The sequence below is a fragment of the Actinophytocola sp. NPDC049390 genome (genome assembly GCF_044466355.1).
Classification (GTDB): Bacteria; Actinomycetota; Actinomycetes; order Mycobacteriales; family Pseudonocardiaceae; genus Actinophytocola.
The window spans coordinates 1-26,123 of record NZ_JBITMQ010000030.1 but is presented as its reverse complement, the minus strand read 5'-3'; the positions used below and the strand labels follow the sequence as shown (position 1 = coordinate 26,123).

Sequence of the window (26,123 nt, the reverse complement as noted above, 5' to 3'; positions counted from 1 at the left end):
GCGTATGAAGATCCTGCACACGGCCGACTGGCACGTCGGCAAGGTGCTGAAGAACCAGCCACGCATCGACGAGCAGCGCCTCGTGCTCCGCGACCTCGTGCGGATCGCGAACGAGGAGGACGTCGACCTCGTCCTCGTCGCGGGAGACCTGTTCGAGACGGCCGCGCCCACCCCGCAGGCGCAGGGGCTGGTCATGCAGACGCTCATGGCGTTGCGCGGCGAGGGCAGGCACGTGGTGGTCCTCGCCGGCAACCACGACAACGCGCGGCTCGTGCAGGACGTGTACCGGCCGGTGCTGGGCGAGCTGGGCATGCACGTCGTCGGCACCCCGCAACGGCCCGACCGCGGCGGCACGGTGACGCTCAAGGCCCGTTCCGGCGAGCAGGCAGTGGTGGCCGCGTTGCCGTTCCTGTCGCACCGGCACGCGGTGCGGGCCGCGGAAGTGTTGCTGCACAACCCTTCCCAGCACAACCAGGACTACGCCAACCGCGTGCGCGCGATCGTCGACACGCTGTGCGCGGGCTTCACCGGCGACACCGTCAACCTCGTCACCACGCACGCGACACTGCTCGGCGGCCGCTGGGGCGGTGGTGAGCGGGCCGTGCAGACGCTGCTCGGCTACGAGGTGCCGCCCGACACGTTCCCCGTGCGCACGCACTACGCCGCGCTCGGCCACCTGCACCGGTACCAGGAGATCGGCGGGCCCTGCCCCATCGCGTACTCGGGTTCGCCGATCGCGCTGGACTTCGGCGAGGAGGACAACACCTCCGTCGCGTTGATCGTCACCGTCACGCCGGACACCCGCGCCACGATCCGGCCCGTGCCGCTGACCGGCGGCCGCGCGCTCGCGACGCTGCGCGGCACGCTCGACGAGGTCGTCGCCGCCGGTGAGGAGGCCGGGGACGCGTTCCTGCGGGTGATCCTCACGCAGAAGGCCAGCGCGGGGCTCGCCGACCTGGTCCGGGAGAAGCTGCCGAACACCCTTGACGTGCAGATCGACGAGAAGTTCCGCGCGAAGGCGCAGGCCGGGGTCGTCCGGTCGCGGATCGGCCGGTCGCCGACCGACCTGTTCGCGGACTTCCTGTCGGAGAAGGAGGTCGAGGACCCGCGCCTGGCCGCCATGTTCGCCGAACTGCTCGACGAGTCCACCGGGGGTAGGTAGATGCGACCGCTGCGCCTGATGTTCGAGGGCTTCGGCAGCTACCGCGAGGAAACCGACGTCCAGCTGCACGACGTCGACTTCTTCGTGCTCACCGGACCCACCGGCGCGGGCAAGTCGACGGTGATCGACGCGTTGTGCTTCGCCCTGTACGGCACGGTTCCCCGGTGGGGCAAGGGGAACGTCATCCGCAACGCGCTCGCGCCGTCGGTCAACGAGGGCAAGGTGTGCCTCGTGTTCGAGGCCGCGGGCGGCCGGTACGCGGCGGTGCGGCTGCTGCGGCGGACCGCGCAGGGCAACGTGCAGACCAAGGAGGCGCGGCTCGACCAGCTCGACGCCGGGGTGCCGCTGGACGCCGACCTGACGAAGATCCTGGAGAACCCGGTCGCCTCGCTCGCCGAGGGCGACAAGACGACCGGCGCCGTGTCCGAGCTGCTGGGCATCGGGTACGAGCAGTTCACGCAGTGCGTGGTCCTGCCACAGGGCCGGTTCGCGGAGTTCCTGCAGGCCAAGCCCAGCGACCGGCAGGACCTGCTGATCCAGCTGCTGGCCTACGCCGTCTACGAGGACGTCGGGCAGCGTGCGAGGGAACGCGCCAGGGTCGCCAAGAGCAAGCTCGAGATGACCGAGAAGCAGCTCAACCAGATCGGGACGGTCACCGACGAGGTCGTCGCGGCCGCCGAGAAGCGGGTCACCGACCTCGAAGCGCTCGTGCCGGCCGTCGACGAGGCCGTCGAGAAGATGGCCGACGTGCGGGAGAGGTGGAAGGACGCCCACGCCGCCACCGAGACCGCGCGGCAGGCGCACAGCGACCTCGGTGGGCTGCGGCGACCGGGTGACGTCGTCGACCTGGCCACGCGCCTGGCGGACGCCGAGGAGCAGGTCACCCGGCGCACGGTGGAACGCACCGAGGCCGAGCAGGCAGAGGCCGACGCGGAGACCGCCCGCGCGGGCCTGCCGGAGCACGCCGAGCTGTCCCGCTGGCGGGACGCCCACACCCGGTTCGCCGCCCTCATCACCCGCCTCGAGCGGCTGCGTGCCACCGCCGACGCGGCGGAAGCGGCCGAGCGGGCGGCGGCCGCCGAGTTCACGGCCGCAGAACAGGGCGTCGCGGAGGCCGAGGAGGCGCAGACCGTCGCCGACCGCGCGGACCGCGCGGTCGCGCTCGCGGCGGACCTGGTCGAGGGCGAGCCGTGCCCGGTGTGCCGCCAGCAGGTCCACGACCTGCCCCACCACGCCGTGCCTGCCGATCTCAACGAGGCGCGCGCCGCGGTGAAGGCGGCGAAGACCCAGGTCACGGCGTCACGCAAGGCGCACGGGGAGGCCGGCAAGGCGGCCGCGTCGGCCAGGGCCGAGGTCGAGGCCACCGAACGGCAGTCGGCCGAGCTGACCGCCGAGCTGCGCTCCGCGCCGCCGCTCGCCGAGGTCGAGGCCGCGCTGGAGAAGCGCGAGGCGGCGGACGCCGCCGCGGAACGGGCACGCACCCGTGCGCGTGCCGCCCGCCGTGCGGTGGAGGAGGCCCAGAAGCAGCGGGCCGCCCTCGGCGACGAGGAACAGCTGGCGTGGCAGGCACTGCGCGCCGGCCGCGACCGGTACGTCGCGCTCGGTGCCCCTCCGGTCGAGGGCGCCGACCTGGCCGCGGCCTGGAAGGCGCTCCTCACCTGGGCGGACGAGCAGAAGACCACCCTCGCCGACCGCCTGGCCGACCTGGAGCAGAACGAACGTGCCCTGACGTCCGAAGGCACCACGGCACTCGCCGACGTGACGCGCCTCCTGGACGAGCACGGCGTGCCCGTGCCGCCCAAGGAGAAGCCCGACGTGGCGCTCGGCCGTGCCGTGGAAGGCGCGCGGCGGGACCGGGAGTCGCTGGCGGAGAAGCGGTCCCGGTCCTCGGCACTCGCCGAGGAGGTCGAGCAGTGCCGTGAGGAGGAGCAGGTCGCGCGCATGCTCGGGAACCTGCTGAAGTCCAACGGGTTCGAGGCGTGGCTGTGCGCGGAGGCGCTGGAGTCGCTGGTGACGGAGGCGTCGGAGATCCTGATGCAGCTGTCGGGCGGGCAGTACGAGCTGCACCGCGACGCCCGCAACGACCTCGTCGTGCTCGACCACAACGACGCGGGCACCACGCGGCCGGTGAACACGCTGTCCGGCGGGGAGACGTTCCAGGCGTCGCTCGCGCTGGCTCTCGCGCTGTCGCACCAGGTCGTGGGACTGTCCGGCGGCAAGCGGGACCTCAGCTCGATGTTCCTCGACGAGGGTTTCGGCACGCTCGACGAGGCCACGCTCGACACGGTGGCGGCCACGCTGGAGCGGCTCGCGTCGGAGACCGAGCGGATGGTCGGCATCGTCACGCACGTGCCGGCGCTGGCCGAGCGGGTGCCGGTGCAGTTCGCCGTGACCCGCGACGGCGCGTCGTCGCGACTGCGGCGGGTCGAGGTGTGAGGGTGCGTTCATGACCGGTCTGCTGTCGCCGACGTCGTACACCGTCGACCCGTGGGACCCCGGCTACGGGGTCGCACGCGGTGACGAGCTGGACGGCCGCGAGTCGTCCGCGCGGCTGGACGTCGACGTCGAGCTGCCCGCGTCCCAGTGGCGTCCGCTGACCCCGGGCGACGGGCCGTTGCCGGGGTCGGTGCTGTTCCTCGACGGGGTGCAGCGCATCGACGCCCGGATCTGGAAGCACGGGGACGGCCCGGAGCCGTTGCCCGGTGTGGTGGCGTCGGTCGCGGCGGGGCTGGTCCGCTGTGACGGCGCCGCGCAGGTCGTGGACGTCAGGGTCGACCGCGGCGTGTTCGCCGCCGAGGGCGAGGACATCAAGACCTCCCATGCCACGTACACCTTCCACCGCACCACCGGCGGGCTGGACAAGCTGACGCTCGGCGTGAACAAGCGGATGTCCGAGCTGGAGGTGGAGCTGGCGGGCGCGTGGCGCGAGCACTCCGGTGTGGAGGACGACCTGCTTGTGGTCGACGGACCCCTGCGCGGCCGGACCCACCTGGCCAGGACCGTCGGGTACGTCAAGACCCACCAGAAGTCGTACCTGCAGACCGATCAGGTGAAGGTGGTCGCCGCGCTGGGGCCGGGGCAGCGCAGCCCCGTGTTCCGGATGGGCACGTCGTGGGAGCGGATGTCCTGGTACCTGCGCCTGACCGGCGCGACGAGGGTGCCGTGGTCGGCGATCGTGCGGCTGGAGTGCTCGGCCGACCTGTCGCGTGCGGACGCGATCGCGCTGGCCGACATGACCGCGACCGTGTTGCCGCGGCTCGCGAGCACACCGCACAAGGATCCGCGCGCGCCGCAGAACCTGGTGCCGATCGGTGGTCTGGAACGACAGTTGCGGCACCGCCTCGGCGACGCCGCGCTGCTGTACCGGTCGCTACGCGGCGCCCTGGACGTCTAGGACCTTCGCCCCCGCGCCGCACGATCGGGTCCTGCCACAGGTTGGCGGCGAGCCAGACCAGCGCGCCGAGCACCGCGCCGACCGCGAGCGCGATCATCCCGACCCCGAACATCGTGACGGCGACCGGGTTGTAGGGGGCCTCGGCGACCGCCAGCAGGTCGGTGCCCGCGGTGTTGAGCCCGAAGTCCTCGGCGCCGTAGTAGGTGAGGTGCGACGCGACCCAGGCTCCGGAGGCCATGGCGGCCCGCGCGCACCGGCGGCGGTGGTCTCGTCGTCCCACGGTCTCAGTGCGGGGTACAGCGGGAACAGCACGCCTGAGAGGGCGAGCGCGAGTCTGGACATGGGTTCACTCCGGGCGTGCAGCAGCGCAGCGACGGCGTTGGCCACCCCGGTCTGCTGCGCGACCGCGGCGAGCGTGAGCGCGTCGGCCCGGGTCAGTCGCGGTCGGTGGTGCCCTGGCTGGTCAGCGTGAAGCGGGCGGTGCTCTCCACCGTGTCCGACACGTCCAGGGCCTTGTCGTCGACGTAGTCGGCGGTCAGCGTGTCCAGCATGACTCGGGCGCCTGTCGTCTCCTCGGTGACCACGAGGTCCGTTTCGTCCGGGATGGCGGCTACTGACATCTCGAAGCTCGGCTCGTTCGCGCGGGCCTCCACGCGCAGGCCACCGTTCGCGCCCACACCCTGTGACTCGACGAGCTTGCGGATCGCCAGTCCCGCTTCCGGCGTGATGTGCAGCATGAGGTTGGCTGCCCTCGCCCGGCGCAGCCCAAACCACCCGCGACGGTGACAGACCCCGCGTGAATCACGGACACCGGATCCGTTGTGTCGCCGGTGTAGCGTGCTCGACATGGCAACGGAGCACGTCGATGTCCTGATCGTGGGCGCCGGGCTGTCCGGCATCGGCGCCGCGTGCCACCTACGGCAGCGCTGCCCGGACCGCTCGTTCACGATCCTCGAGGCTCGCGGGGCCATCGGCGGCACGTGGGACCTGTTCCGCTACCCAGGAGTCCGCTCGGACTCCGACATGTTCACGCTCGGCTACTCCTTCAGCCCCTGGAAGGAGGCGAAGGCCATCGCCGACGGCGACTCCATCCGCGAGTACGTGCGGCGCACGGCCCGCGAGTTCCGCGTGGACTCGGCGATTCGCTTCCACCACAAGGTGATCGCCGCGGAGTGGTCGCGCGCGGCCGCCCGGTGGACCGTGACCGCGGAACGCACCACGGCGGACGTCGTCGAGACGGTGACCCTGACCTGCTCCTTCCTGTACGTGTGCTCCGGCTATTACCGCTACGACAAGGGATTCACCCCTCCTTTCGACGGTGTCGACGACTTCGAGGGCCCGGTGGTGCACCCGCAGCACTGGCCGGAAGACCTCGACTACACGGGCAAGCGTGTGGTCGTGATCGGCAGCGGCGCCACCGCGATCACGTTGGTCCCGGCCATGGCCCGGGCGGCCGAGCACGTGACGATGGTCCAGCGGTCACCCAGCTACGTGCTCACGTTGCCGGGCAAGGACATCATCGCCGACAAGCTCATCGGCAAGGTGCCGCCCCGGGTGCTGTTCCCGGCGCTGCGCTGGAAGAACGTGCTGACCGCGATGCTCCTCTTCCAGCTGTCCCGTCGCATCCCGAAGGCGATGAAGGCGTTGCTGCGCAAGGGAATCCTCGCCCAGGTGCCCGCGGGCTACGACGTGGACACGCACTTCGCGCCCCGGTACGACCCGTGGGACCAGCGCATGTGCTTCGTCCCCGACGGTGACCTCTTCACGTCCCTCCGCTCGGGCCGCGCCTCCATCGTCACCGGCGCCATCGACCGGTTCACGCGGCGCGGCCTGCGCATGGCGTCCGGCGAGGAGCTGGCGGCCGACGTCATCGTCACCGCCACCGGGCTGAACGTGCTGGCCATGGGCGGCATGTCCCTGACCGTCGACGGCGAACCGGTCGACCTCGGCGACACCATCGCGTACAAGGGCATGATGCTGTCCGGGGTGCCGAACTTCGCGCTGACCATCGGGTACACGAACGCGTCATGGACCCTGAAGGCGGACCTGGTGGCCGGGTACGTGTGCCGCCTGCTGAACCACATGCGCGAGCACGGCTACCAGAGCGTGACGCCGGAGCTCACGGACCCGGAGGTCGACACGGTGCCGCTGATCGACCTCAAGTCGGGTTACGTGCTGCGCAGTCTGGACAAGCTGCCGAAGCAGGGACCTGTCGCGCCGTGGCGCCTGTACCAGAACTACCCGATGGACGTGCTCCTGATGCGTCGCGGTCCCCTGACCGATGACGTGCGGTTCGAGCGCGTGCGGACCACGGCTCCGTTCTAGCCCGGCGGAGTCAAGGGGCGGCCACGATGACCGAAGTGACAGTCGACGGACTGCGTACCCGCTACCGCGTCGACGGCGACGGTGACCCGGTGGTGCTGCTGCACGGGATCGCGCGTACGCACGCCGACTGGACCGATCAGCACGCACTCCTCTCCGACCGTTTTCGGGTCTACAGCGTGGATCTCCCGGGTTTCGGTGGGTCCGATCCCCTACCGGGGCGGTACAGCCTGCAGGCACTCGCCGACTTCGTCGAGCGGTTCCTCGACGCCGTGGACGTCGCCGAACCCGCACACCTCGTGGGCAACTCGCTCGGGGGCGCTGTCGCGATGCGGGTGTCCGTGCGGTCACCCCAGCGCGTGCGGTCGTTGGCGCTCGTGAACAGTGCCGGCTTCGGCAAGGAAGTCACGATTGCCCTGCGGCTGCTGGCCGTGCGGGGGTTGGCCGCGTTGTTGTTGCGGCCATCGCGGTACGGGGCGCGCCAGGTCGAGCGGTCGTTGTACGTGGACCAGGCGTATGTGACCGACGAGCGCGTCGAGTACGGCTACCGGATCGCCACGCGACCGCACGCGGCGCGGGTGATGACCGACCTGGCTCGCAGCCTCGGGTCTCTGCGCGGGGTGCGGCAGGCGTGGCGGGACGAACTGCTCGCCGCCGTCGCGGCGGCGAAGGTGCCCACGCTGGTCGTGTGGGGGGACCGGGACCTGATCCTGCCCGCGACGCACCTCGAGGCGGCGAGGACCTTGTTGCCGCACGCGCGTTTCCACCTCTTCGAGAACACGGGGCACATGCCCCAGGTCGAGCGGGCCGAGGAGATGAGCGAGCTGCTGGTGGACTTCTGGGGTGCGTGATTCGAACATGTGTCCAGCTTATGTCGGCGGGCTGGTGGCGGCCAGGTAGGTCACCGGATCGTGTGGTTTCCGCAGGTCAGCGCGCGCCCTATTGACAAAGAAGTGTTTTACGTACAACACTTCTCGTATGATGAAGCCGCTGAAGCTGCGTGCCAGGACGTCCGCACCGCTGCCCGCCGTCCGCGCCGCGCTCACCGATGCCGCCGCGCTGGAGGTCTGGCTCGCCGAGCACGCCGAGGTGGACCTGCCGCGCACGTTCGCCTTCTGGGGCCGCCACACTCCCGACGGCGAGACACCGAGCCAGCGCCTCCTGCACGTCGACGACCACACGCTGCGCTTCGCGTGGCGGGTGCACGACGTCGACACGACCGTCGAGTTCGCTCTGTCCGAACAGGACGACGGCACCGTCATCGCCCTCTCGCAGAGCGACCCGCCGCAGCACTCCGACGCCGTCGCCAACACCACCCCGCTCGCGATCCTCGGCACGTTCTGGTCGCTGGCCATCGCCAACCTCGTCGACCACGTCGAAGGCCGCGCGACCACCCCGAAGTGCGACTTCTCCCAGAAGGACGCCCTCCGCGCCGAGATCACCGTCGGCGCCGCCCCCGACGACGTCTACGCCTCCCTCATGGACCCCGACCGCTTCCGCCAGTGGTTCCAGGCCAACATCTCCGTCGAACCGCACGTCGGTGGCCGCTGGGCCATGGGACAGGACTTCGGCGACGAGAACGCCACCGCCCGCATCACCGACCTCGAACCGGGCAGGCGCGTCGGGCTCGACTGGGGCGACATGGTGTCCACCTGGGAACTGGACGGCTCGCGGGGCAGGACCCGGCTCACCTTCGTGAACAGCGGTTTCGACGGCGACAACCCGCCCTACGCCGACTGGACCGGCTGGCTCTCCGGCATGGCCGCGCTGCGCCGCTACCACGAGCTGCCGGACTTCCGGCCCATCTGGCTGTCCGTGGAATGGCCCGGCATGGGCGACGGGGTGCTCGCCGAGGGCCTGACATGACCACCGCGGCACCACCGAGAGCAGGACGCCGCGAGTGGCTGGGCCTCGCCGTCCTCGCGCTGCCCACCATCCTCGTCGCACTCGACATGAGCGTGCTCTACCTGGCGCTTCCGCACCTCGCGACCAGCCTCGGCGCCGGTGACCTCCAGCAGCTGTGGATCACCGACAGCTACGGGTTCGTCCTCGCCGGACTGCTCGTGACCATGGGCAACGTCGGCGACCGCGTCGGACGCAAACGGTTGCTGCTGATCGGCGCCGCCGCGTTCGCCGTCGCGTCCGTCCTCGCCGCCTACTCCACCTCGCCCGAGATGCTCATCGCCACCAGGGCGCTCCTCGGCGTGGCGGGCGCGACGATCATGCCGTCGACCATGTCGCTCATCCACACCATGTTCACCGACCGGAAGCAGCACGCGACCGCCATGGCGATCTGGATGGGCTGCTTCATGGGAGGTTCCGCGCTCGGCCCGGTGATCGGCGGCGCGGTACTCGAACACTTCTGGTGGGGCGCCGCCTTCCTGATCGGCGTGCCGGTGATGGTGGCCCTGCTCGTGCTCGGCCCGGTGTTCCTGCCGGAACACCGCAACCCCGAGCCCGCCCGCCTCGACCTGCCGAGCGTCGCGCTGTCACTGGCCGCCGTCCTGCCCGTCGTGTACGGCCTGAAAGAACTGTCCCGCAACGGCTTCGACACGCTCCCCGTGATCGCGGTCGTGGCCGGACTCGTCGCCGGGCACCGGTTCGTCGCACGGCAGCGCGGGCTCGCCACACCACTGCTCGACCTGCGGCTGTTCGGCAACCGCGTCTTCCGTGCCGGCCTGCTGCTCACCATGGTCGCGGGGCTGACCGCGGGCAACACCCTGTTCGTTTCCCTGTACCTGCAACGCGTCGAGGGCCTGTCGACACTGCAGACCGCGCTGTGGCTGCTGCCCGGCACGCTCGCGATGCTCGTCGTCATCCAGGTGTCCCCGCTGCTCACGAGGGTTGTCCGCGCTCCGGTCGTGATCGCGGGCGGGCTGGTGGTCGCCGCCGTCGGGTTCGTCCTGCTCACCCAGGTCGACGGCGGACTGCCCCTGATGATCACGGGCATCGTCGTGCAGAGCGCCGGGATCGGGCCCATGGGCGGACTGTGCGCGATCATGGCGATGCAGGCGGTGCGGGCCGAGGAGGCCGGCTCCGCCGCCGCACTCACCGAAACCGCCGGTGAACTGGGCCTCGCGACAGGCGTCGCCGTGCTCGGGATGATCGGCATGGCCGTCGCCCGTGGCGGTGCCGGACTGGTGGGCGCACTGAACGCGTCGGCAGCCGTCTGTGCCGGGGTGGTTCTCCTGGCCGCGGCGCTTGTGGTGAGGTCGCGTGCATGAGCGATCGCGCGGAGTGGCTGGACGAACGGCTCGCGGCCGCCGGACTGCGCAGGACCGGCGAGATCACCTGCCCGCACGACCGCCCGTGGAGCACCGTGCACACCGCACAGACCACGGGTGGACCCGTCTGGCTGAAGGCGCCGGGGCCCGGGACCGTGTTCGAGGTGGCGCTGTACGAACTGCTCGCCCGCGTCACGCCGGCATGGGTCCTGCACCCGATCGCCGTCGACCTCGACCGCGGCTGGGTGCTGCTGCCCGACGGCGGCACCACGCTCGCCGAGTCGGACACGGACCTCGTGGCCGCGCTGGTCGCGGTCCTGCCCGAGTACGGCCGGCTGCAACGCGCCCTCGCCCCGCACACCGGTGCGCTGCTGTCGTTCGGGGTCGCGGACATGCGACCCCACGTCATGCCCGACCGGTTCGACGAGGCAGTGGCCTCGGTCACGGCGACGACCGGCGACCCGCTCGACGAGGTCCGCGCCATGCGGCCGGCCTACGCGCAGTGGTGCGCCCGGCTCGCGGCGTCACCGGTGCCCGCGAGCATCGACCACAACGATCTCCACCCGGGCAACGTGTTCGCTGACGGCGATCACATCCGCTTCTACGACTGGGGAGACGCCGTCGTCGCGCACCCGTTCGCGAGCATGCTGTTGCCCGCGGCGGGCGTCCGCAGGCGTCTGGGCGTGGGCCCGGACGATGCGGCCGTCCGGCGTATCCGGGACGCCTACCTGGAGGTGTGGAGCGATCTCGCGCCACACCGGGAGCTCGTGGCCGAGCTGGAGCTGGCATGCTGGGTGGGGAAAGTCGCACGGACACTCGTCTGGGACCGCGCGCTGCGCATGCAGGGCCATGACCAGGCACGGGAGTTCGCGGACGCCCCGCGTCAGCATCTCACCGGACTCCTCGCGCGCAGCTGGTCGGACCTCGCCAAGAGCGACTGACCTGCCAAATGCCGGGGGTTGTCGGGGGTAGCGGATAGGCTCTCCTACGGTGGTGGACGCCTGAGGCGGGTGGTGCACGGGCGCGCCATGAATCGGGAGACGACCAGAAGTGACTGCGGAAACCTTTTACGGTGCCGACGATCTGACCCACCTCGAGGGCCTCGAGGCGGTGCGGAAGCGGCCGGGGATGTACATCGGCTCGACCGACAGCCGAGGCATCAACCACCTCTTCAACGAGATCGTGGACAACTCGACCGACGAGGGCATCGCCGGTCACGCGGGGCACATCGTGGTCACTCTGCACGCCGACGGCAGCGTCCAGGTCGACGACGACGGTCGCGGCATCCCCACCGGCGTCCACACCAAGTCCGGATTGTCCGGTGTCGAACTGGTGCTCACCCGCCTGCACGCCGGCGGCAAGTTCGGCGGCTCCGGCTACAAGACCTCCGGCGGCCTCCACGGCGTCGGCGCCTCCGCGGTCAACGCCCTGTCCCACCGCTTCGACATCACCGTCAAGCAGAGCGGCAAGGTCCACCAGATGTCGTTCGCGCACGGGGTCCCCGGCGAGTTCGACGGGCAGGGCCCGAAGGCCAAGTTCACCAAGAAGTCCGGCCTCAACGTGGCCCGCAGGATGAAGCGCGGCGAGAAGACCGGCACCTCCATCCGCTACTGGCACGACCAGCGCTACTTCGAGAACGCCGCGGCGCTGGACATCGAGGCCGTGCGCGCCAAGCTGCGCAACACCGCGTTCCTCGTGCCCACCGTCACCTACGTGCTGCGCAACGCCACCGAAGGCGCCATCGACGAGGAGACCTTCCACTACCCCAACGGACTCGCCGACATGGTCGAGTACCTCACCCCGACCGCCGACCGGCCCGTGTCCGGCATCATCCTGATCAACGGCACCGGCACCTACCGGGAGAACGCCGCCGACGAGAACGGCGTCATGCAGTCCAAAGTGGAACGCACGGCCGAGGTCGAGGTCGCGGTCCGCTGGGGCACCGGCTACGAGCGCACTGTCGAGTGCTTCACCAACACCATCCGGAACATGCACGGCGGCACCCACCGCCGCGGCTTCGACCGCGCCGTGGTCAAGGCCGTCAACGAGGCGATCTCCAAGACCCGCGGGCTGCTCAAGCCCAAGGAGGACCCGCCGACGCTCGAGGACGTGCAGGAGGGCATGACCGCCGTCGTGCACGTCCGCCTGCCCGAGCCGCAGTTCACCTCCCAGACCAAGGACGAGCTGTCCACGGCCGGCATCACCAAGGTGCTGCAGTCCATCGTGGAGGCCGAGGTCCGCGCCTGGACGGAGAACCGCAAGACCAAGACCGAGGCGAAAACCGTACTGCAGAAGGTGGTCGACGCCTCGCGCGTACGGCTCACCCAGAAGCAGCAGAAGGACGCCGCCCGCCGCAAGACCGCCCTCGAAGGCGCGGCCATGCCCCCGAAACTGGTCGACTGCCGGTCGACCGGCATCGGCCGCAGCGAGCTGTTCCTCGTGGAGGGCGACAGCGCGTTGGGCTGTTTCGTCGGCGACACAATGGTGGCGCTGGCCTCGGGAAAGAGCCGCTCGTTCGCTGACCTGGCAGCCGATTGGGAGAAGGGCATCACCCACTTCGGCTACGCGACCAACAAGGCCGGCCGGGTCGTCGTGGCTCCGCTCGTCGAACCGCGGCTCACCAAGCGCAACGCCCCGCTCGTGCGGGTCACCCTGGACAACGGCGAGTCGGTGCGCTGCACACCCGACCACCTGTTCCGCCTCCGCGATGGTTCGTACCGCCGCGCGGACCAGCTCACCGCGGGTGACTCACTGATGCCGCTGTACCGCTCGGTGTCGTCCAAGGCGGCGGGCGACAAGCTGGACGGGTACGAGCGCGTGTGGATGAACGACCGCGAGGAATGGGTCTACACCCACTACCTAGCGGACGGCTACAACCTGCGCCACGGTCTGGACAGCACCGAGAACGGCTCTGTTCGCCACCACGTCAAGTCCGCCATGATGTCGCGGCAGAGGCAGCCGGAGTTCGGCGAGCGGCACTCGGAGCACATGAAGCTCCGCATGACTGATCCGACCACCGGTCACCTGGCCAAGATCCGAGCTGGACGGCGGAACCACGTCGAAACCGTGCCGCGCGCGGATCGCGTCGCTCCGCAGAACAACGTCCGCAAGCTCGCTGCGCTCAAGCGGGTCTCGGCATTCCTCGAGCTGTCCGACGAGGAACTCGGTGCCGCGTACGACGCCGAGCGGATGCGCACCGCGCGAACCGGTTTGCGGTTCGGTCGGCTCATCGCGCACTTCGACGGCGACTACTCACGTCTGCGTGACGCCGCGCGGATGGCCAACCACGCCGTGGTGTCGGTGGAGCCTCTCGACGAGACGGCCGACGTCTACGACCTGACCGTCGACGGGTACCACAACTTCGCGCTCGAAGCGGGCGTGTTCGTCCACAACAGCGCGCGAATGGCGCGCGTGTCCGAGTACCAGGCGCTGCTTCCCCTGCGGGGCAAGATTCTCAACGTCCAGAAGGCCAGCCTCGCCGACACCCTGCGCAACGTGGAGATCGCGTCGATCGTGCAGGTGCTCGGCGCGGGCAGTGGCCGCACGTTCGACCTGTCGACCATGCGCTACGGGCGCGTGATCCTGATGGCGGACGCGGACGTCGACGGGTCACACATCCGCACGCTGCTGATCACCCTGTTCGCCCGCTACATGCGACCGGTCATCGAGGACGGCAGGCTGTTCGCCGCCATGCCACCGCTGCACAAGATCACCACCAAGGGACGCAACCCGGAGACGCACTTCACCTTCACGCAGCGCGAGATGGAGCAGAAGGTCGCGCAGCTGGAGAAGGCGGGCAAGCAGATCGTCACCCCGGTGCCGCGGTTCAAGGGTCTCGGCGAGATGGACGCCGAGGAACTGTGGGACACCACGATGAACCCGGCCACGCGGTCCGTGCGGCGGATCACGCTCGACGACGCCGAGGCGGCCGAGGCGGCGCTGGAGCTGCTGATGGGGGAGAAGGTCGAGCCCCGGCGCGCGTGGCTGGTGGAGTCCTCGGCCCGGGTGGACCAGTCGGCGATCGACATCTGAGAGAGAGCAACAGGTAAATGGCACGCCGCAAGGGCCCGTCGACGACGAAGGTCGATCCAGGAGCGTTCGACCAGGCGGGCGCGCAGATCTTCGACAACTCGCTGAAGACCGAGATCGAGGACTCGTACCTGGAGTACGCGTACTCGGTCATCCACTCGCGAGCACTGCCGGACGCGCGGGACGGGTTGAAGCCGGTACACCGGCGAATCCTGTACTCGATGAACGAGAACGGCTACCGGCCGACGCACGCCTACGTGAAGTCGTCCCGCGTGGTCGGCGACTGTTTTGTGGGCGGGGCACTGGTCTCAACACCTGATGGGTTGTGTCCTATCGAGGACATCGAGGTTGGCGACCACGTCCTGGACGGACGGGGCCAACCAGTCCGTGTGAACAAGGTGTACCAGAACCCGCGTTCGGACTTGGTGCGTGTGACCTGGTCGAACGGGCACTCCATGCTGGTCACGCCGGGACAGCGGTTTCGCACCGTATCTGACGATTTGACCGTCGGCTGGACCGAAGCACGAGATCTCACCGGCCGTCAGACAACTGCGTACGGAAGCGACCGGAACCCGGCCCCGGTAGCGGCGGGCGGAGACGTCTACAACTACGTCCTCGGCCTTCTGGTGGCCGAAGGATTCGCGGTCGACCGGAATCGTCCCGTGGATGGCCGGGTGCGCATTCACATGACCGACGTCGAACCGCTCGATGTCGCCCATGGCTGGGCAATCGCACATGGCCTCAACGTCACGCGCGGCAAGAGAGTTGCGAAGAACCCCAAGCACAGGGACCAGCACATCCTCACCTTCGCCTGGCATGATGGCCTGCTTGAGGTCAGCTATCCGCGCAGCGCGCGGAAGCAGGTGCCAAACGGCGTGCTGACGAGCCGATCCGCGTGGGCCCCGTTCCTCGCGGGCTTGTTCGACGGTGATGGCCACGTGCGTAAGAAGAACCGTGAAATCGTCTTCGTCAGCGTGAGCGAGCGTTTGATCGAGCAGGTCTACGCCATGCTCGCGGACTGCGGCGTGCACGGCCACCGGTGGTCGCGGCCGAGCAGGTCCGGCCATCGGACACTTCTTGGGTTGTCCATCACCGGCCGGGATGCGGCGACCTTGGCGAGACTGCTGTTGCCGTGGTCAAAGATCGGCTACAAGCAGGACGGTCTCCACAAGGTGATCGACACCGGCTACCGGTACGGCGGTAAGCAAGGGAACGACCGATTGCCATGTGCTCCGGTGATGTCGGAGTTCTCGGCAGCACATCGAGGCGGCGGATGGTTTCGTGACACCGCGGGTGTCGCTTTCCGGGCCTCGCTGGACGGCATCAGCGGCACCAGGGTCCGCTACGGCAAAGATCGGCACGGTAAGCCCTTGGCCGATCGGAGCTTCCCGCTGTGGCGGGCACGCGCTGACGGTTGGATCGAGAAGCTGCATCGCATTGGCTCGCCACTCGCTGGTCGGCTCGAAGCGTTGTCCGGAATGTCGTTCCTGACCGTCGAATCCGTCGAAGTGGTCCCCCCAGACACGACTTTCGACATCCAAGTAGACTCCGTCGAGCACGCGTTCGTTGTCGACGGCCTTGTCGTACACAACTGCATGGGGAAGTACCACCCGCACGGCGACGCGGCCATCTACGACGCGATGGTCAGGCTGGCCCAGGACTTCTCGATGAATGCCCCTCTGGTTGACGGGCATGGAAATTTTGGTTCCCCAGACGATGGACCGGCAGCGTCGAGATACACCGAGTGCCGGCTGTCCAACGAGGCCATGCTGCTGGTGGGGGAGCTGGGCGAGGACACTGTCGACTTCCGGCCGAACTACGACGGGTCGCTCGACGAGCCGTCGGTGCTGCCCGCCGCGTTCCCGAACCTGCTGGTGAACGGCACCTCCGGCATCGCCGTGGGCATGGCCACCAACATGATTCCCCACAACCTGTCCGAGGTGATCGGGGCGGCGCGGTGGTTGATCCACCACCCGGACGCCTCGCTCGACAAGCTGATGGAGTACGTGCCCGGGCCCGACCTGCCGACCGGCGGCATGCTGCTGGGCCTTGACGAGGTGCGGCGTGCCTACGAGACCGGTCGCGGTGTCGTGCGCATGCGCGCGCAGGTCGAGATCGGGCCGCTGGAAGGCAGCCGCGGCAGGCAGGCGATCACGATCGTCGAGCTGCCGTACGCGGTGGGCCCGGAGAAGATCATCGAGAAGATCACCGACGAGGTGACGAAGTCCAAGCGGCTCACCGGGATCGCCGACGTCAAGGACCTCACCGACCGCGAGAACGGCACCCGTGTGGTGATCGAGTGCAAGGTCGGCGTCAACCCGCAGGCGCTGCTCGCGGACCTGTACCGGCTGACGCCGATGGAGCAGTCGTTCGGCATCAACAACCTCGTGCTCGTCGACGGGCAGCCGCGGACGCTGGGGCTCAAGGCGCTGCTGGAGGTGTTCCTGCGGCACCGCTACGACGTCGTCACCCGCCGCACGAAGTTCCGCCGCCGCAAGCGTGAGGACCGGCTGCACCTCGTCGAGGGTCTGCTCATCGCGTTGCTGGACATCGACAAGGTGATCCGGTTGATCCGGCAGAGCGACGACGCGGCCGCGGCGAAGGAGGGCTTGATGAAGCGCTTCAAGCTCTCCGAGATCCAGGCGACCTACATCCTGGACACGCCGCTGCGCCGCCTCACCAAGTACGACAAGCTCGAGCTGGAGGAGGAGCAGGAGCGGCTCCGCAACGAGATCGCCGAGCTGACGAACATCCTCGAGAACGAGTCGGTGCTGAAGAAGCTGGTCTCGGCCGAGCTGGCGAAGATCGCGAAGGATCTCGGGCAGGAGCGGCGGACCGCGCTGATCGACGGTGACCTCAAGGAGGTGCTGGCCGCGTCGAAGCCGGCCGGTCCGTTGGAGGTCGCCGACGATCCGTGCCAGGTGATCCTGTCCGCCACCGGGTTGGTCGCGCGGACCGCGGCCGAGTCGGAGGAGGCGACCGAGGCACGCAGGCGCAGTGGCCGCGCCCGGCACGACACGGTGTCGGCGGTGGTGCACACGACCGCGCGTGGTCAGGTGCTGCTGGTGACGAGCCGCGGCCGTGCGTTCAAGACGGATGTGTTGCCGTTGCCGGTGTTGCCGGAAGCGGCGGGCACGGTGTCGTTGCGGGGTGGCATGGCGGCGAGCGAGCTGGTTCCCTTGGAGAAGGGGGAGAAGGTCATCGGCATCGCCCCGCTGGGGGAGCGGGCCGAGGGTTCGCCGGGGCTCGCGCTCGGCACGAAGCACGGCGTGGTGAAGGTGTGCGCGCCGGAGTGGCCGGTCCGGTCCGACGAGTTCGAGGTGATCTCGTTGAAGGACGGCGACGAGATCGTCGGCGCCACCTGGTTGACCGACGGTGCGGAGACGCTGGTGTTCGTGTCGTCGGACTCGTCACTGCTGCGGTTCGGCGCGTCGCTGGTGCGGCCGCAGGGGTTGAAGGGCGGCGGTATGGCCGGTATCAACCTCGCGGCGGACGCGGCTGCGGTGTTCTTCGGCGCGATCCGCACCGACGACGACGAGCACGGCGAGCCGATGGTCGTGACGTGCACCGGGCAGAGTGTGAAGGTGACGCCGTTCGAGCTGTATCCGGCGAAGGGGCGTGCCACCGGCGGTGTCCGCACGCACCGGTTCCTGAAGGGCGAGGCGCGTCTGATCCTGGCGTGGATCGGGCCGCGGCCGGCGGGTGCGTCGAACAACGGGTCGTCGGTGGAGCTGCCGGAGGTCGACAAGCGCCGCGACGGTTCGGGTACCGCGCACCCGGGGCCGGACGTGATCGGTCACCTCATCGAACGAGGCTGAACGTCCCCTCGCCGCGTGCCACGCGCACCTCGCCGGTGCACGCGGCGTCGGTGATCAGCACCGTGAACGGGCCGACGGTCGGCGGCACGCGGCTGTCGCCGACCCAGACGGCGGTCAGCGGGCGGTCGACGCACTCGCGCGGCAGTTCCGCCGCCGCGGCGGTGCCTTCGTGGATGGTCACGGTCGCGGCGAGACCGGTCGCGAACGCCGGGGCGGGCGCTGGTTTGGGGGCCGGTGCGGCTGCCGGGGGCTTCTCGTCCTTCGACGCCGTCGCGCCCGGCAGGGCCAGCGCGTAGCCGGTGCCGCCGAACAACGTGAGCACGGCGGCGATCGCCATGACTCGTCGCGCCAGGCGGAACCGGCCACGCAGCTGCATGACGCCGGACTCGGCCAGCACCAGCATGCGGTGGTCCTGGTAGAGCTTCAGCTGGTCGTCGACCTCGGCGAGTTCCTTCTGCTTCGTGGTCAGCGCGGCGCGGTCGGAGTCGAGCTTTGTCGCCGCGGCCGTGTACATGGCGGACGTCGTGCCGATCTCCTTGTCGACGGAGGGGTCCTCGGCGCGGCGCGCCCGCAGCTCGGTCAGCAGCTTCCCGAGGTCCTCGATCCGCCTCTCGTACGAGGCGACGGACACGGACAGGTTCGCGACCGTCGGCGCCAGTTTCGCGTGCTGGGACTCCAGGTCGCCGAGCCGTCGGATGAGGCTCGTGACCGATGCCTGGCGCTCCTCGCTTGCCAGGTTCGGGCCGAGGTGTGCCGAGGACTCGGGGCCGTGCAGGATGTTCGCCAGCTCGATGCGGCAGGCGAGCCGCGGGTTCCACCAGGCACGCAGCTTGCTGACGGTGATCACCGGCCTGCCCTTGACGAACACGTAGCCCTTGTCGTCGGTCTTCTGGATGGCGCGCAGGTCGGAGTCCAGTTCGCCGAGGCTCGCGTCCTCGGGCTCGCTCACCATCGACACGGCGACGACCGCGCTCACGATGCCGGCGACCGCGAGCACCAGCCCGCCGACCAGCCAGAGGGCGGACGGCCACCGCACTTCGACGTCGGCGATCGCGGCGAAGGGGAGGGAGCCGAAGATCAGCACGCCGACCGCGGCGAACGCGGCGAGCATCCAGCGCGCGGTCTTCTGGTAGCTCTGGCGGGCGTGGCGCGCCATCTGTGCGGCGGCGGCGTTCTCGGGCACCGCGCCGCGCGGTGCCTCCTCCTTCTCGTCCGCGCCCGCCGCCTTCGTCACGAACCCGCGCAGTGCCTCCACCGCGTCGGTCAGTTTCGAGATGGCCGAGACGTCGATCGCCATGTGTCCCCCGATTTCGTGGTTCGCTCGTCCGGTTATCGCGATGAGTACCACGGTCGTGACAGGGCGCTGTACCGGGGTCACCAGCAGAGATAGGACCTATCGCGCAAGTATCTGCAAGGCTTGCGCGATTTTGCGTGCTTGACGCGAAATACATCCGATCTCTAACCTGCGAAGGGTCGATCGGCGACAGCGAGGGATGAGCAAACATGCGCGTTCAACGAAGAGCGTCCCGGTTCCTTGCGGTCGCGGCCGCCGCCGCGACCGCCCTGTCGGTGGCGGTGGTGACGCCAGGCCCCGCGTCGGGCGCGCCACCGGCGCACAAACCCCGCGACCCGGCCATGACCCTCTGGTACGACGAGCCCGCCACCGACTGGGAGTCGAAGTCGCTGCCCATCGGCAACGGCGCGCTCGGCATGAGCGTGTTCGGCGGCGTCCGGGACGAGTTGTTGCAGTTCAACGAGAAGTCGCTGTGGACGGGCGGTCCGGGATCACCCGGCTACGACTTCGGTGACTGGCGCGAACCGCGGCCCACCGCGATCGCCGACGTGCAGAACAGGATCAACGCCGAGGGGCAGGTCGACCCGACCTACGTCGCCGGGGTGCTCGGGCAGCCGAAGACCGGGTTCGGCGCGTACCAGACCTTCGGCGACCTCCGGCTCACACAACCGCAGGACCCGCCGTCGGTCACGAACTACCGGCGCGGCCTGGACATCGCCGAGGCGGTCGCCGGCGTCACCTACGCGTCCGGCGGCGTGACATACCACCGCGAGTACTTCGCCTCCGCCGCCGACGACGTGATCGTCGCCCGGCTGACCGCGAGCGAGCCGGGGAAGATCAGCTTCACCGCCGGGATCACCGCGCCGGACAACCGGTCGAAGCGGTTCACCGCGCAGGGCGGCCGGATCACGTTCTCCGGCAACCTCAACGACAACGGCATGCGGTTCGAGTCGCAGGTGCGGGTGCTCAACGAGGGTGGGTCGCGCACCGACAACAGCAACGGCACGGTCACCGTGTCGGGAGCCGACGTGGTGACGCTGGTCCTCGCCGCGGGCACGAACTACTCGATGGCCTACCCGACCTACCGCACGGCAGACCCGCACGCCGCGGTCACGAGCCGGGTCGACGCGGCGGCGCGGAAACCGTTCGCTGCCCTGCGATCCGCGCACGTCACCGACTACCGGCACCTGTTCGACCGGGTGCGCCTCGACATCGGTCAGCGGATGCCGGACATCCCGACCGACGACCTGCTGCGTGCCTACCGCGACGCGGGCACCCCGGCCGCGACGAGGAAAGCCCTGGAGGTCCTGTACTTCCAGTACGGCCGCTACCTGCTGATCTCCTCGTCGCGGGAGGGGTCGCTGCCCGCGAACCTGCAGGGCGTGTGGAACAACTCCACGTCGCCGCCGTGGAGCGCGGACTACCACGTGAACATCAACCTGCAGATGAACTACTGGCCCGCCGAGACCACGAACCTGTCCGAGACCACCGAACCGTTCTTCGACTACGTGGACTCGATGGTGCCGCCGGGCACGAGGACCGCGCGGGAGATGTTCGGCAACCGCGGGTGGGTGGTGCACAACGAGACCACTCCGTTCGGGTTCACCGGTGTGCACAACTGGGCGACCTCGTTCTGGTTCCCCGAGGCTGGTGCGTGGCTCGCGCAGCACTACTACGAGCACTACCTGTTCACCCGCGACGTGACGTTCCTGCGGGAGCGCGCGTACCCGATGCTGAAGTCGCTGTCGCGGTTCTGGTTCGACGAGCTGGTGGCCGACCCGCGCGACGGCAAGCTGGTCGTGTCGCCGAGCTTCTCGCCGGAGCAGGGACCGTTCTCGGCAGGCACGTCGATGTCGCAGCAGATCGTGTGGGACCTGTTCACCAACGCGGCGGAGGCGGCGACCACGTTGGGCGACAACGGGTTCGCGAACGAGGTGCGCGGCTACCTCGGCAGGCTCGACCCTGGCCTGCGGGTCGGCCGTTGGGGTCAGCTGCAGGAGTGGAAATCCGACTGGGACGACCCCAACAACCAGCACCGGCACGTGTCGCACCTGTTCGCGCTGCACCCCGGCCGTCAGATCACGCCGCAGGACGACCCTGCTTTGGTTGAGGCGGCACGCACCTCGCTGACCGCGCGCGGTGACGGTGGCACCGGCTGGAGCAAGGCCTGGAAGATCAACTTCTGGGCGCGGCTGCTGGACGGCAACCACTCGCACACGATGCTGTCGGAACTGCTGAAGACCAGCACGCTCGACAACCTGTGGGACACGCACCCGCCGTTCCAGATCGACGGCAACTTCGGTGCCACGGCGGGCATCGCGGAGATGCTGGTGCAGAGCCAGCGCGGCGTCGTGGACGTGCTGCCCGCGCTGCCGGACTTCTGGGAGACCGGGTCGGTGCAGGGGCTGCGTGCCCGCGGCGACGTCACGGTCGACACCGACTGGACCGGCGGTGTGCCGACGCGGATCGCGTTGCACGCCGGCGCGAGCGGTCCGTTGCGGGTGTCGAGCGCGATGTTCGACGGCCGGTACCAGATCGTGGACCAGCAGACCCGCAAGCCGGTGCGGCACCAGCGCACTGGCGGCGAGGTCTCGTTCGCCGCGGTCGCCGGGCACACGTACGTGGCCACGTCGGCGGTGTCGGTGACGGTCGCGGCGCCCGAGCAGGTGGTGGACCGGACGCCGTTCGACGCGCGGGTGACCGTGACGTCGCGCGGACCCGAGGTGCCAGCGGGGACGCTGTCGCTGCAGGTGCCGCAGGGCTGGAGCGCCACACCGGCGTCGCAAGCGTTTGCGACACTCCCGAGTGGACAGTCACGGTCCTACACGTTCCAGGTGACACCCGTGGCAGGGGAGTCCGACCAGGCGCGGTTGACGGCCGTGCTCGCCGGGAACGGGTGGCGGAACACCGGGTTGACGAGCGTGCGGATCGAACCGCTGCCGCCGTGCGCCCCGGCGACCGGCACGGTGGTGGCATGGGACCCGAGTTCGGGTTCTGTGGTGGCCGACGTGTCGCCGAACAACCGGGACGCGACCGTCGACGGCGCCGCGGCCTACGACCCGACGGCGCCGTCCGGATCGGGCCTGGTGCTGGGCGGGTCGACGTTCCTGCGCACGGCCGACACGTCGCTCGGGTTCCTGAAGGAGGCGACGTTCGCGGCGGAGGTGAAGGTCGACGGGGCGGGTTCGTACCGGCGGCTGTTCGACTTCCAACCCAGCGGCGACCCCGGCACGGACGGGGTGCTGATCGACCTGACCCCGTCCAACCAGGTGCGGTTCATCGGCTCCGGCCAGAACGTGACGACGAACGCGGTGGTGCCGACAGGTCGATATGTGGACCTGGTGGTGGTGATGGCCGACAGCGGTGAGCTGACCGTCTACGCGGACGGCACCCGCATCGGCGGCGGCCGTGTCCCGGACGACGGCATCAACGGCTGCGCCACCCGCCAGCTCCGCTTCGCCGCCGACCAGAACGGCGGCCAGCGCCTGACCGGCGCAGTAGACCGAGCAGCCATCCTCCCAGAAGCCCTGACACAAGAAGAAATCCCAACCTGGCACACCAAAGCCTTCGACTAACCCCGCGAGTCGCGCTCTCCAACACCGCGAGTCGCGCTCTCCAACACCGCGAGTCGCGCTCTCCAACACCGCGAGTCGCGCTCTCCAACACCGCGAGTCGCGCTCTCAGACACATCGAGTTGTCGGTTTCGTGCAGGTCCTACACGGCCGATGCGCACGAAACGCACAACTCGGTATGCGCGGGAGCGCGACTCGCTGTGTTCGAGAACGCGACTCGCGGTGTTCTGGCGCGCGACTCGCCGTGTTTGAGCGCGTGACTCGCGGTGTTCTGGGGCGTGACTCGCGGGTTAGCCTCGGCCTATGTAGGGCATGTTCGTGGCCATTACCGTCATGAACTGGATGTTCGCGCTCAGTGGGAGTTCCGCCATGTGCAGGACGGCGTCCGCCACGTGGGACGGGGCCATGGTGGGTTCCGGGCGGACCGAGCCGTCCGCCTGCAGGGTGCCCTTGCCCATGGCCGCGGTCATGGGCGATGCCGCGTTGCCGATGTCGATCTGGCCGCACGCGATGTCGTAGGCGCGGCCCTCCAGGGACAGTTGCTTCGTCAGGCCGGTGAGCGCGTGCTTCGTCGCCGTGTACGCGACCGCGTGTGGGCGGGGGCTGTGGGCGGAGATGGAGCCGTTGTTGATGATGCGGCCGCCGCGCGGGTCCTGTGTGGACATCAGGCGGAACGCGGCCTGCGCGCAGTGGAACGAGCCGGTCAGGTTCGTGTCGACGACCGCCTGCCAGTCGGCGGGGTCCACGTCGGCGACCGGGCCGCCCCGGCCGAACGTGCCCGCGTTGTTGACCAGCAGGTCGAGGCGGCCCCAGCGGTCGTCGACGGCCTCGAACAGCGCGGTCACCGACTCGTACGAGGACACGTCGGTGACGATCGCGGTGCCGTCGATCTCCCGTGCGGTCTCCCGCAGCGTCTCCTCGGTGCGGCCCGCGACCACCACGTGGTAGTCCGCGTCCGCGAGCCGCAGGGCGATGGCCCGGCCGAGGCCGGAACCACCGCCGGTGACGACCGCGATCCTCACGCGATCCGCCGCGGGCCGATGAACGCCGCGGCCGACGCCAGCACGTACCCGAGCGCAGGGCCGTACGCGCCCAGTTGCACGTCCTCGAAGCCGAACCCGTCGGTCAGGTCCGACACCGCGTACACGTGCACGCCCGCGATCACCAGCAGCACCAGCCCGGCGAGGCGGCGGAACGTGGACATCGCCATCTTGAGCATGAAGATCACCACGACCAGCGCACCGAGGGCGATGACCGCGAACGTGACCTCCTTGCGGGAGAACTCGACCGACCCACCGGAGAACAGGTCGCCGAGCGGGCCGAACCGCAGGCCCAGCACGGCGATGCCGATGATCGCGAGCACCGCCCAGATCACCTTCATCGCCACCGACTCCAGCACCGCGACCAGCGACAGCAGGATGCCGAGCACGGCGAGCGGGTAGCTGAACAGCACGACGTACGCGCCCGCGAACCCGTGCGCGTCGAAGTTCGTGGCGAGGTCCCAGATGGCGGGCAGCGCCTGCGAGTCCTTGTTGCCCGGCGCGTTCACCCACGGCAGCACGGTGAAGCACACGATCTGCACGACGAGCCCGATGAGGCTGAGCAGCAGACCGAGCCCGGGCAGCCGGAACCCGCCGTCCTCCGGCTCCGGCGGCGGCGCGGAACGTTCGGGGGCGGGACGCTGGGGCGCCTGCCGGGACACCGGCGCGTCGCCGTAGCCGCGCTGGGGTTCGGAGTAGCCGCCGTAACCGCGCTGGCCCTGGTCGGGGTAGCCACCACCCCGCTCGTAGCTCCCGCCGTAGGGCTGGTCATAGCCCTGGTCATAGCCGGGCGGGGGCGGGTATCCGCGCTGGTAGTCGTCCTGCGGGTAGCCCTGCGGCTGCCGCTGGTACCCGCGCGGGTACTGCTCGTCTGGGTAAGGTCCTCCTGGTCGGGACATGCGGGCACCGTACCCGCAGATCACCGGATGACAAGAGGAGCCGCATGGGAGCCGCGAAGAGTACGGAGTCGTTGGCCGACGTCCCGCTCACCAACCTCGACCAACCGCTGTTCGAGGGCGCGGACGCCACCAAGCGGGACCTGGTCACCTACCTCGACGCGGTCCACACCCGACTGTTGCCGGAGCTCGAACAGCGCCCGCTGTCGGTGGTGCGGGTGCGGCCGGGGCAGGACCCGTTCATGCAGAAGAACGTCCCGAAGTACACGCCGGAGTGGGTGGCGACCACGTCGCACTGGGCGGAGTCGTCGCAGCGGCAGGTGCGGTACGCGCTGTGCGACGACCGCAGGACGCTGGTCTGGTTCGCGAACCAGCGCGCGGTCGAGTACCACCCGACGCTGGGGCGGGTGCCCGCGCTCGACCGCGCGACGCACCTGGTGCTGGACCTCGACCCGCCGGAGGGTGACGACACGTTCGGTGTGGCCGTGCGGGCGGCGTTGCTGGTGCGGCAGGCGCTGCGCGACCTCGGGCTCGACGGTGCGGTGAAGACCAGCGGCGCCAAGGGCGTGCACGTGTTCGTGCCGATCTCGACCGACGTCGAGATGCCCGACGCGGCGGCCGCGACCCGTGCCATCGCCGCGCGTGCCGAACGCATCGACCCGGATCTCGCGACGACCGCGTACATCAAGGCCGACCGCGGCGGGAAGGTGTTCGTGGACTCGACCCGGGCGGGTGGTGCGACCGTGGTGGCCGCGTTCAGCCCGCGGATCCGGCCGGGTGCGACGGTGTCGTTCCCGGTGCCGTGGGACGAGATCGAGAACGTGTCACCGCGCGACTTCACGATCCGCAACGCGGCCGCGCTGCTCGGCGAGAAGAACCCGTGGGCGGACGCGTTGCCCGCACCGCAGGAACTGCCCGCGGACCTGGTCGCCGAGGGCCACGAGATCCCGGTGGCCCGTGTCGTGGCGATGCACGAAGGCAAGCGCCGCAAGCGGGCCGCGGAGAAGGCCGCTCAGGAGAACGAGCCAGAGTAACGTGGACGGCGTGGCCGTCCTGTTGCCGTTCCTGCTCGTCGCGGGCGTGACCGCGCTCGTGTGCTGGGGACTGTTCCGCGGTGCGGCGCGGATGCGGCGCCGCCGCGTGGGCAGCGCCGCGTTGAGCGCGAGCATGAGCGTGATCGACGAGATCTGGCACCCGGCCGCCCACGAGCCGCAGATCGAGATCCAGCAGGCCTACGAACGCCAGGCCCCCACGCCGTCCCCGGACGACAAGGAGAACTAGTCCCAATGCCGTTCAGTTAGGGCGTGGGTTGGGCTGTCAAGGGTCGGCTGGGGTGGTGATGTTGATGCTGATGGTGGCCTTGTAGCTGTTC

At 69.8% G+C, this 26,123-nt stretch carries 17 protein-coding genes and 1 pseudogene; 14 read left to right on the top strand and 4 right to left on the bottom strand.

The genetic code is table 11. The annotated features are described in order from the left end of the window. Positions 1–4: 4 nt before the first annotated feature. From ACIBVP_RS44480 to ACIBVP_RS44470, 3 genes are read left to right on the top strand one after another with little or no spacing between them, the layout of a single operon-like run. Positions 5–1,162: an exonuclease SbcCD subunit D gene (locus ACIBVP_RS44480; protein ID WP_396112616.1), complete on the top strand. Its 1,158-nt coding sequence runs from the start codon at positions 5–7 to the stop codon at positions 1,160–1,162. After that, positions 1,163–3,598, top strand: coding sequence for an AAA family ATPase (locus ACIBVP_RS44475; protein ID WP_396112615.1), 2,436 nt, complete (start codon positions 1,163–1,165; stop codon positions 3,596–3,598). A gap of 10 nt (positions 3,599–3,608) precedes the next feature. Further along, entirely contained in the window at positions 3,609–4,556 is a 948-nt protein-coding gene (locus ACIBVP_RS44470; protein ID WP_396112614.1) for a DNA double-strand break repair nuclease NurA, read from the top strand. Positions 4,557–4,990: 434 nt separating this feature from the next. Here ACIBVP_RS44470 and ACIBVP_RS44465 read toward each other — a convergent pair whose 3' ends face one another. Beyond that, complete coding sequence (locus ACIBVP_RS44465; RefSeq protein ID WP_396112613.1) at positions 4,991–5,293, bottom strand: hypothetical protein; 303 nt, start codon at positions 5,291–5,293, stop codon at positions 4,991–4,993. A 109-nt stretch (positions 5,294–5,402) separates the two neighbouring features. Between ACIBVP_RS44465 and ACIBVP_RS44460 the strand changes: the two genes are divergently transcribed. The 8 genes and pseudogenes from ACIBVP_RS44460 (at position 5,403) to ACIBVP_RS44425 (ending at position 17,949) form a co-directional block, all read left to right on the top strand. Next, positions 5,403–6,881, top strand: a complete 1,479-nt coding sequence (locus ACIBVP_RS44460) for a flavin-containing monooxygenase (protein ID WP_396112612.1) — start codon at positions 5,403–5,405, stop codon at positions 6,879–6,881. A 26-nt stretch (positions 6,882–6,907) separates the two neighbouring features. Further along, complete coding sequence (locus tag ACIBVP_RS44455; protein ID WP_396112611.1) at positions 6,908–7,729, top strand: alpha/beta fold hydrolase; 822 nt, start codon at positions 6,908–6,910, stop codon at positions 7,727–7,729. Positions 7,730–7,856: 127 nt separating this feature from the next. After that, positions 7,857–8,744 (top strand): SRPBCC domain-containing protein, encoded by an 888-nt coding sequence (locus ACIBVP_RS44450; RefSeq protein ID WP_396112610.1) that lies wholly within the window; start codon positions 7,857–7,859, stop codon positions 8,742–8,744. Then, positions 8,741–10,102: an MFS transporter gene (locus tag ACIBVP_RS44445; RefSeq protein WP_396112609.1), complete on the top strand. Its 1,362-nt coding sequence runs from the start codon at positions 8,741–8,743 to the stop codon at positions 10,100–10,102. Before ACIBVP_RS44450 ends, ACIBVP_RS44445 begins: the two co-directional genes overlap by 4 nt. After that, on the top strand, positions 10,099–11,043 hold the full coding sequence (locus tag ACIBVP_RS44440) for a phosphotransferase (RefSeq protein WP_396112608.1): 945 nt from the start codon (positions 10,099–10,101) through the stop codon (positions 11,041–11,043). The genes ACIBVP_RS44445 and ACIBVP_RS44440 overlap by 4 nt, the downstream gene beginning before the upstream one ends. 109 nt (positions 11,044–11,152) lie before the next feature. Then, a pseudogene (locus ACIBVP_RS44435) lies at positions 11,153–12,565 on the top strand (ATP-binding protein); the annotation flags it as partial. Next, on the top strand, positions 12,542–14,134 hold the full coding sequence (locus tag ACIBVP_RS44430) for a toprim domain-containing protein (RefSeq protein ID WP_396112635.1): 1,593 nt from the start codon (positions 12,542–12,544) through the stop codon (positions 14,132–14,134). The pseudogene ACIBVP_RS44435 and the gene ACIBVP_RS44430, both read left to right, overlap by 24 nt. A 17-nt stretch (positions 14,135–14,151) precedes the next feature. After that, positions 14,152–17,949, top strand: coding sequence for a DNA topoisomerase (ATP-hydrolyzing) (locus tag ACIBVP_RS44425; protein WP_396112607.1), 3,798 nt, complete (start codon positions 14,152–14,154; stop codon positions 17,947–17,949). Here ACIBVP_RS44425 and ACIBVP_RS44420 read toward each other — a convergent pair. Beyond that, positions 17,933–19,246 (bottom strand): hypothetical protein, encoded by a 1,314-nt coding sequence (locus tag ACIBVP_RS44420; protein WP_396112606.1) that lies wholly within the window; start codon positions 19,244–19,246, stop codon positions 17,933–17,935. The genes ACIBVP_RS44425 and ACIBVP_RS44420 overlap by 17 nt on opposite strands. Before the next feature lie 206 nt (positions 19,247–19,452). Here ACIBVP_RS44420 and ACIBVP_RS44415 point away from each other — a divergent pair, with 206 nt between their 5' ends. Next, positions 19,453–22,818 carry a glycosyl hydrolase family 95 catalytic domain-containing protein gene (locus ACIBVP_RS44415; RefSeq protein WP_396112605.1) on the top strand — a complete coding sequence of 1,122 codons (3,366 nt, stop codon included), beginning with the start codon at positions 19,453–19,455 and terminating at the stop codon, positions 22,816–22,818. 287 nt (positions 22,819–23,105) lie between these two features. On the opposite strand, the gene ACIBVP_RS44410 is transcribed toward ACIBVP_RS44415, so the two are convergent. Both ACIBVP_RS44410 and ACIBVP_RS44405 read right to left on the bottom strand, forming a co-directional pair. Further along, complete coding sequence (locus tag ACIBVP_RS44410; RefSeq protein ID WP_396112604.1) at positions 23,106–23,837, bottom strand: SDR family oxidoreductase; 732 nt, start codon at positions 23,835–23,837, stop codon at positions 23,106–23,108. Continuing rightward, entirely contained in the window at positions 23,834–24,754 is a 921-nt protein-coding gene (locus ACIBVP_RS44405; RefSeq protein ID WP_396112603.1) for a hypothetical protein, read from the bottom strand. Before ACIBVP_RS44405 ends, ACIBVP_RS44410 begins: the two co-directional genes overlap by 4 nt. A 44-nt stretch (positions 24,755–24,798) precedes the next feature. Here ACIBVP_RS44405 and ligD point away from each other — a divergent pair, with 44 nt between their 5' ends. After that, the gene (gene ligD, locus ACIBVP_RS44400) at positions 24,799–25,785 is read left to right on the top strand and encodes a non-homologous end-joining DNA ligase (protein WP_396112602.1); all 987 of its coding nucleotides are present in this window, start codon (positions 24,799–24,801) and stop codon (positions 25,783–25,785) included. A gap of 10 nt (positions 25,786–25,795) precedes the next feature. After that, complete coding sequence (locus tag ACIBVP_RS44395; protein ID WP_396112601.1) at positions 25,796–26,032, top strand: hypothetical protein; 237 nt, start codon at positions 25,796–25,798, stop codon at positions 26,030–26,032. Positions 26,033–26,123: the final 91 nt, after the last annotated feature.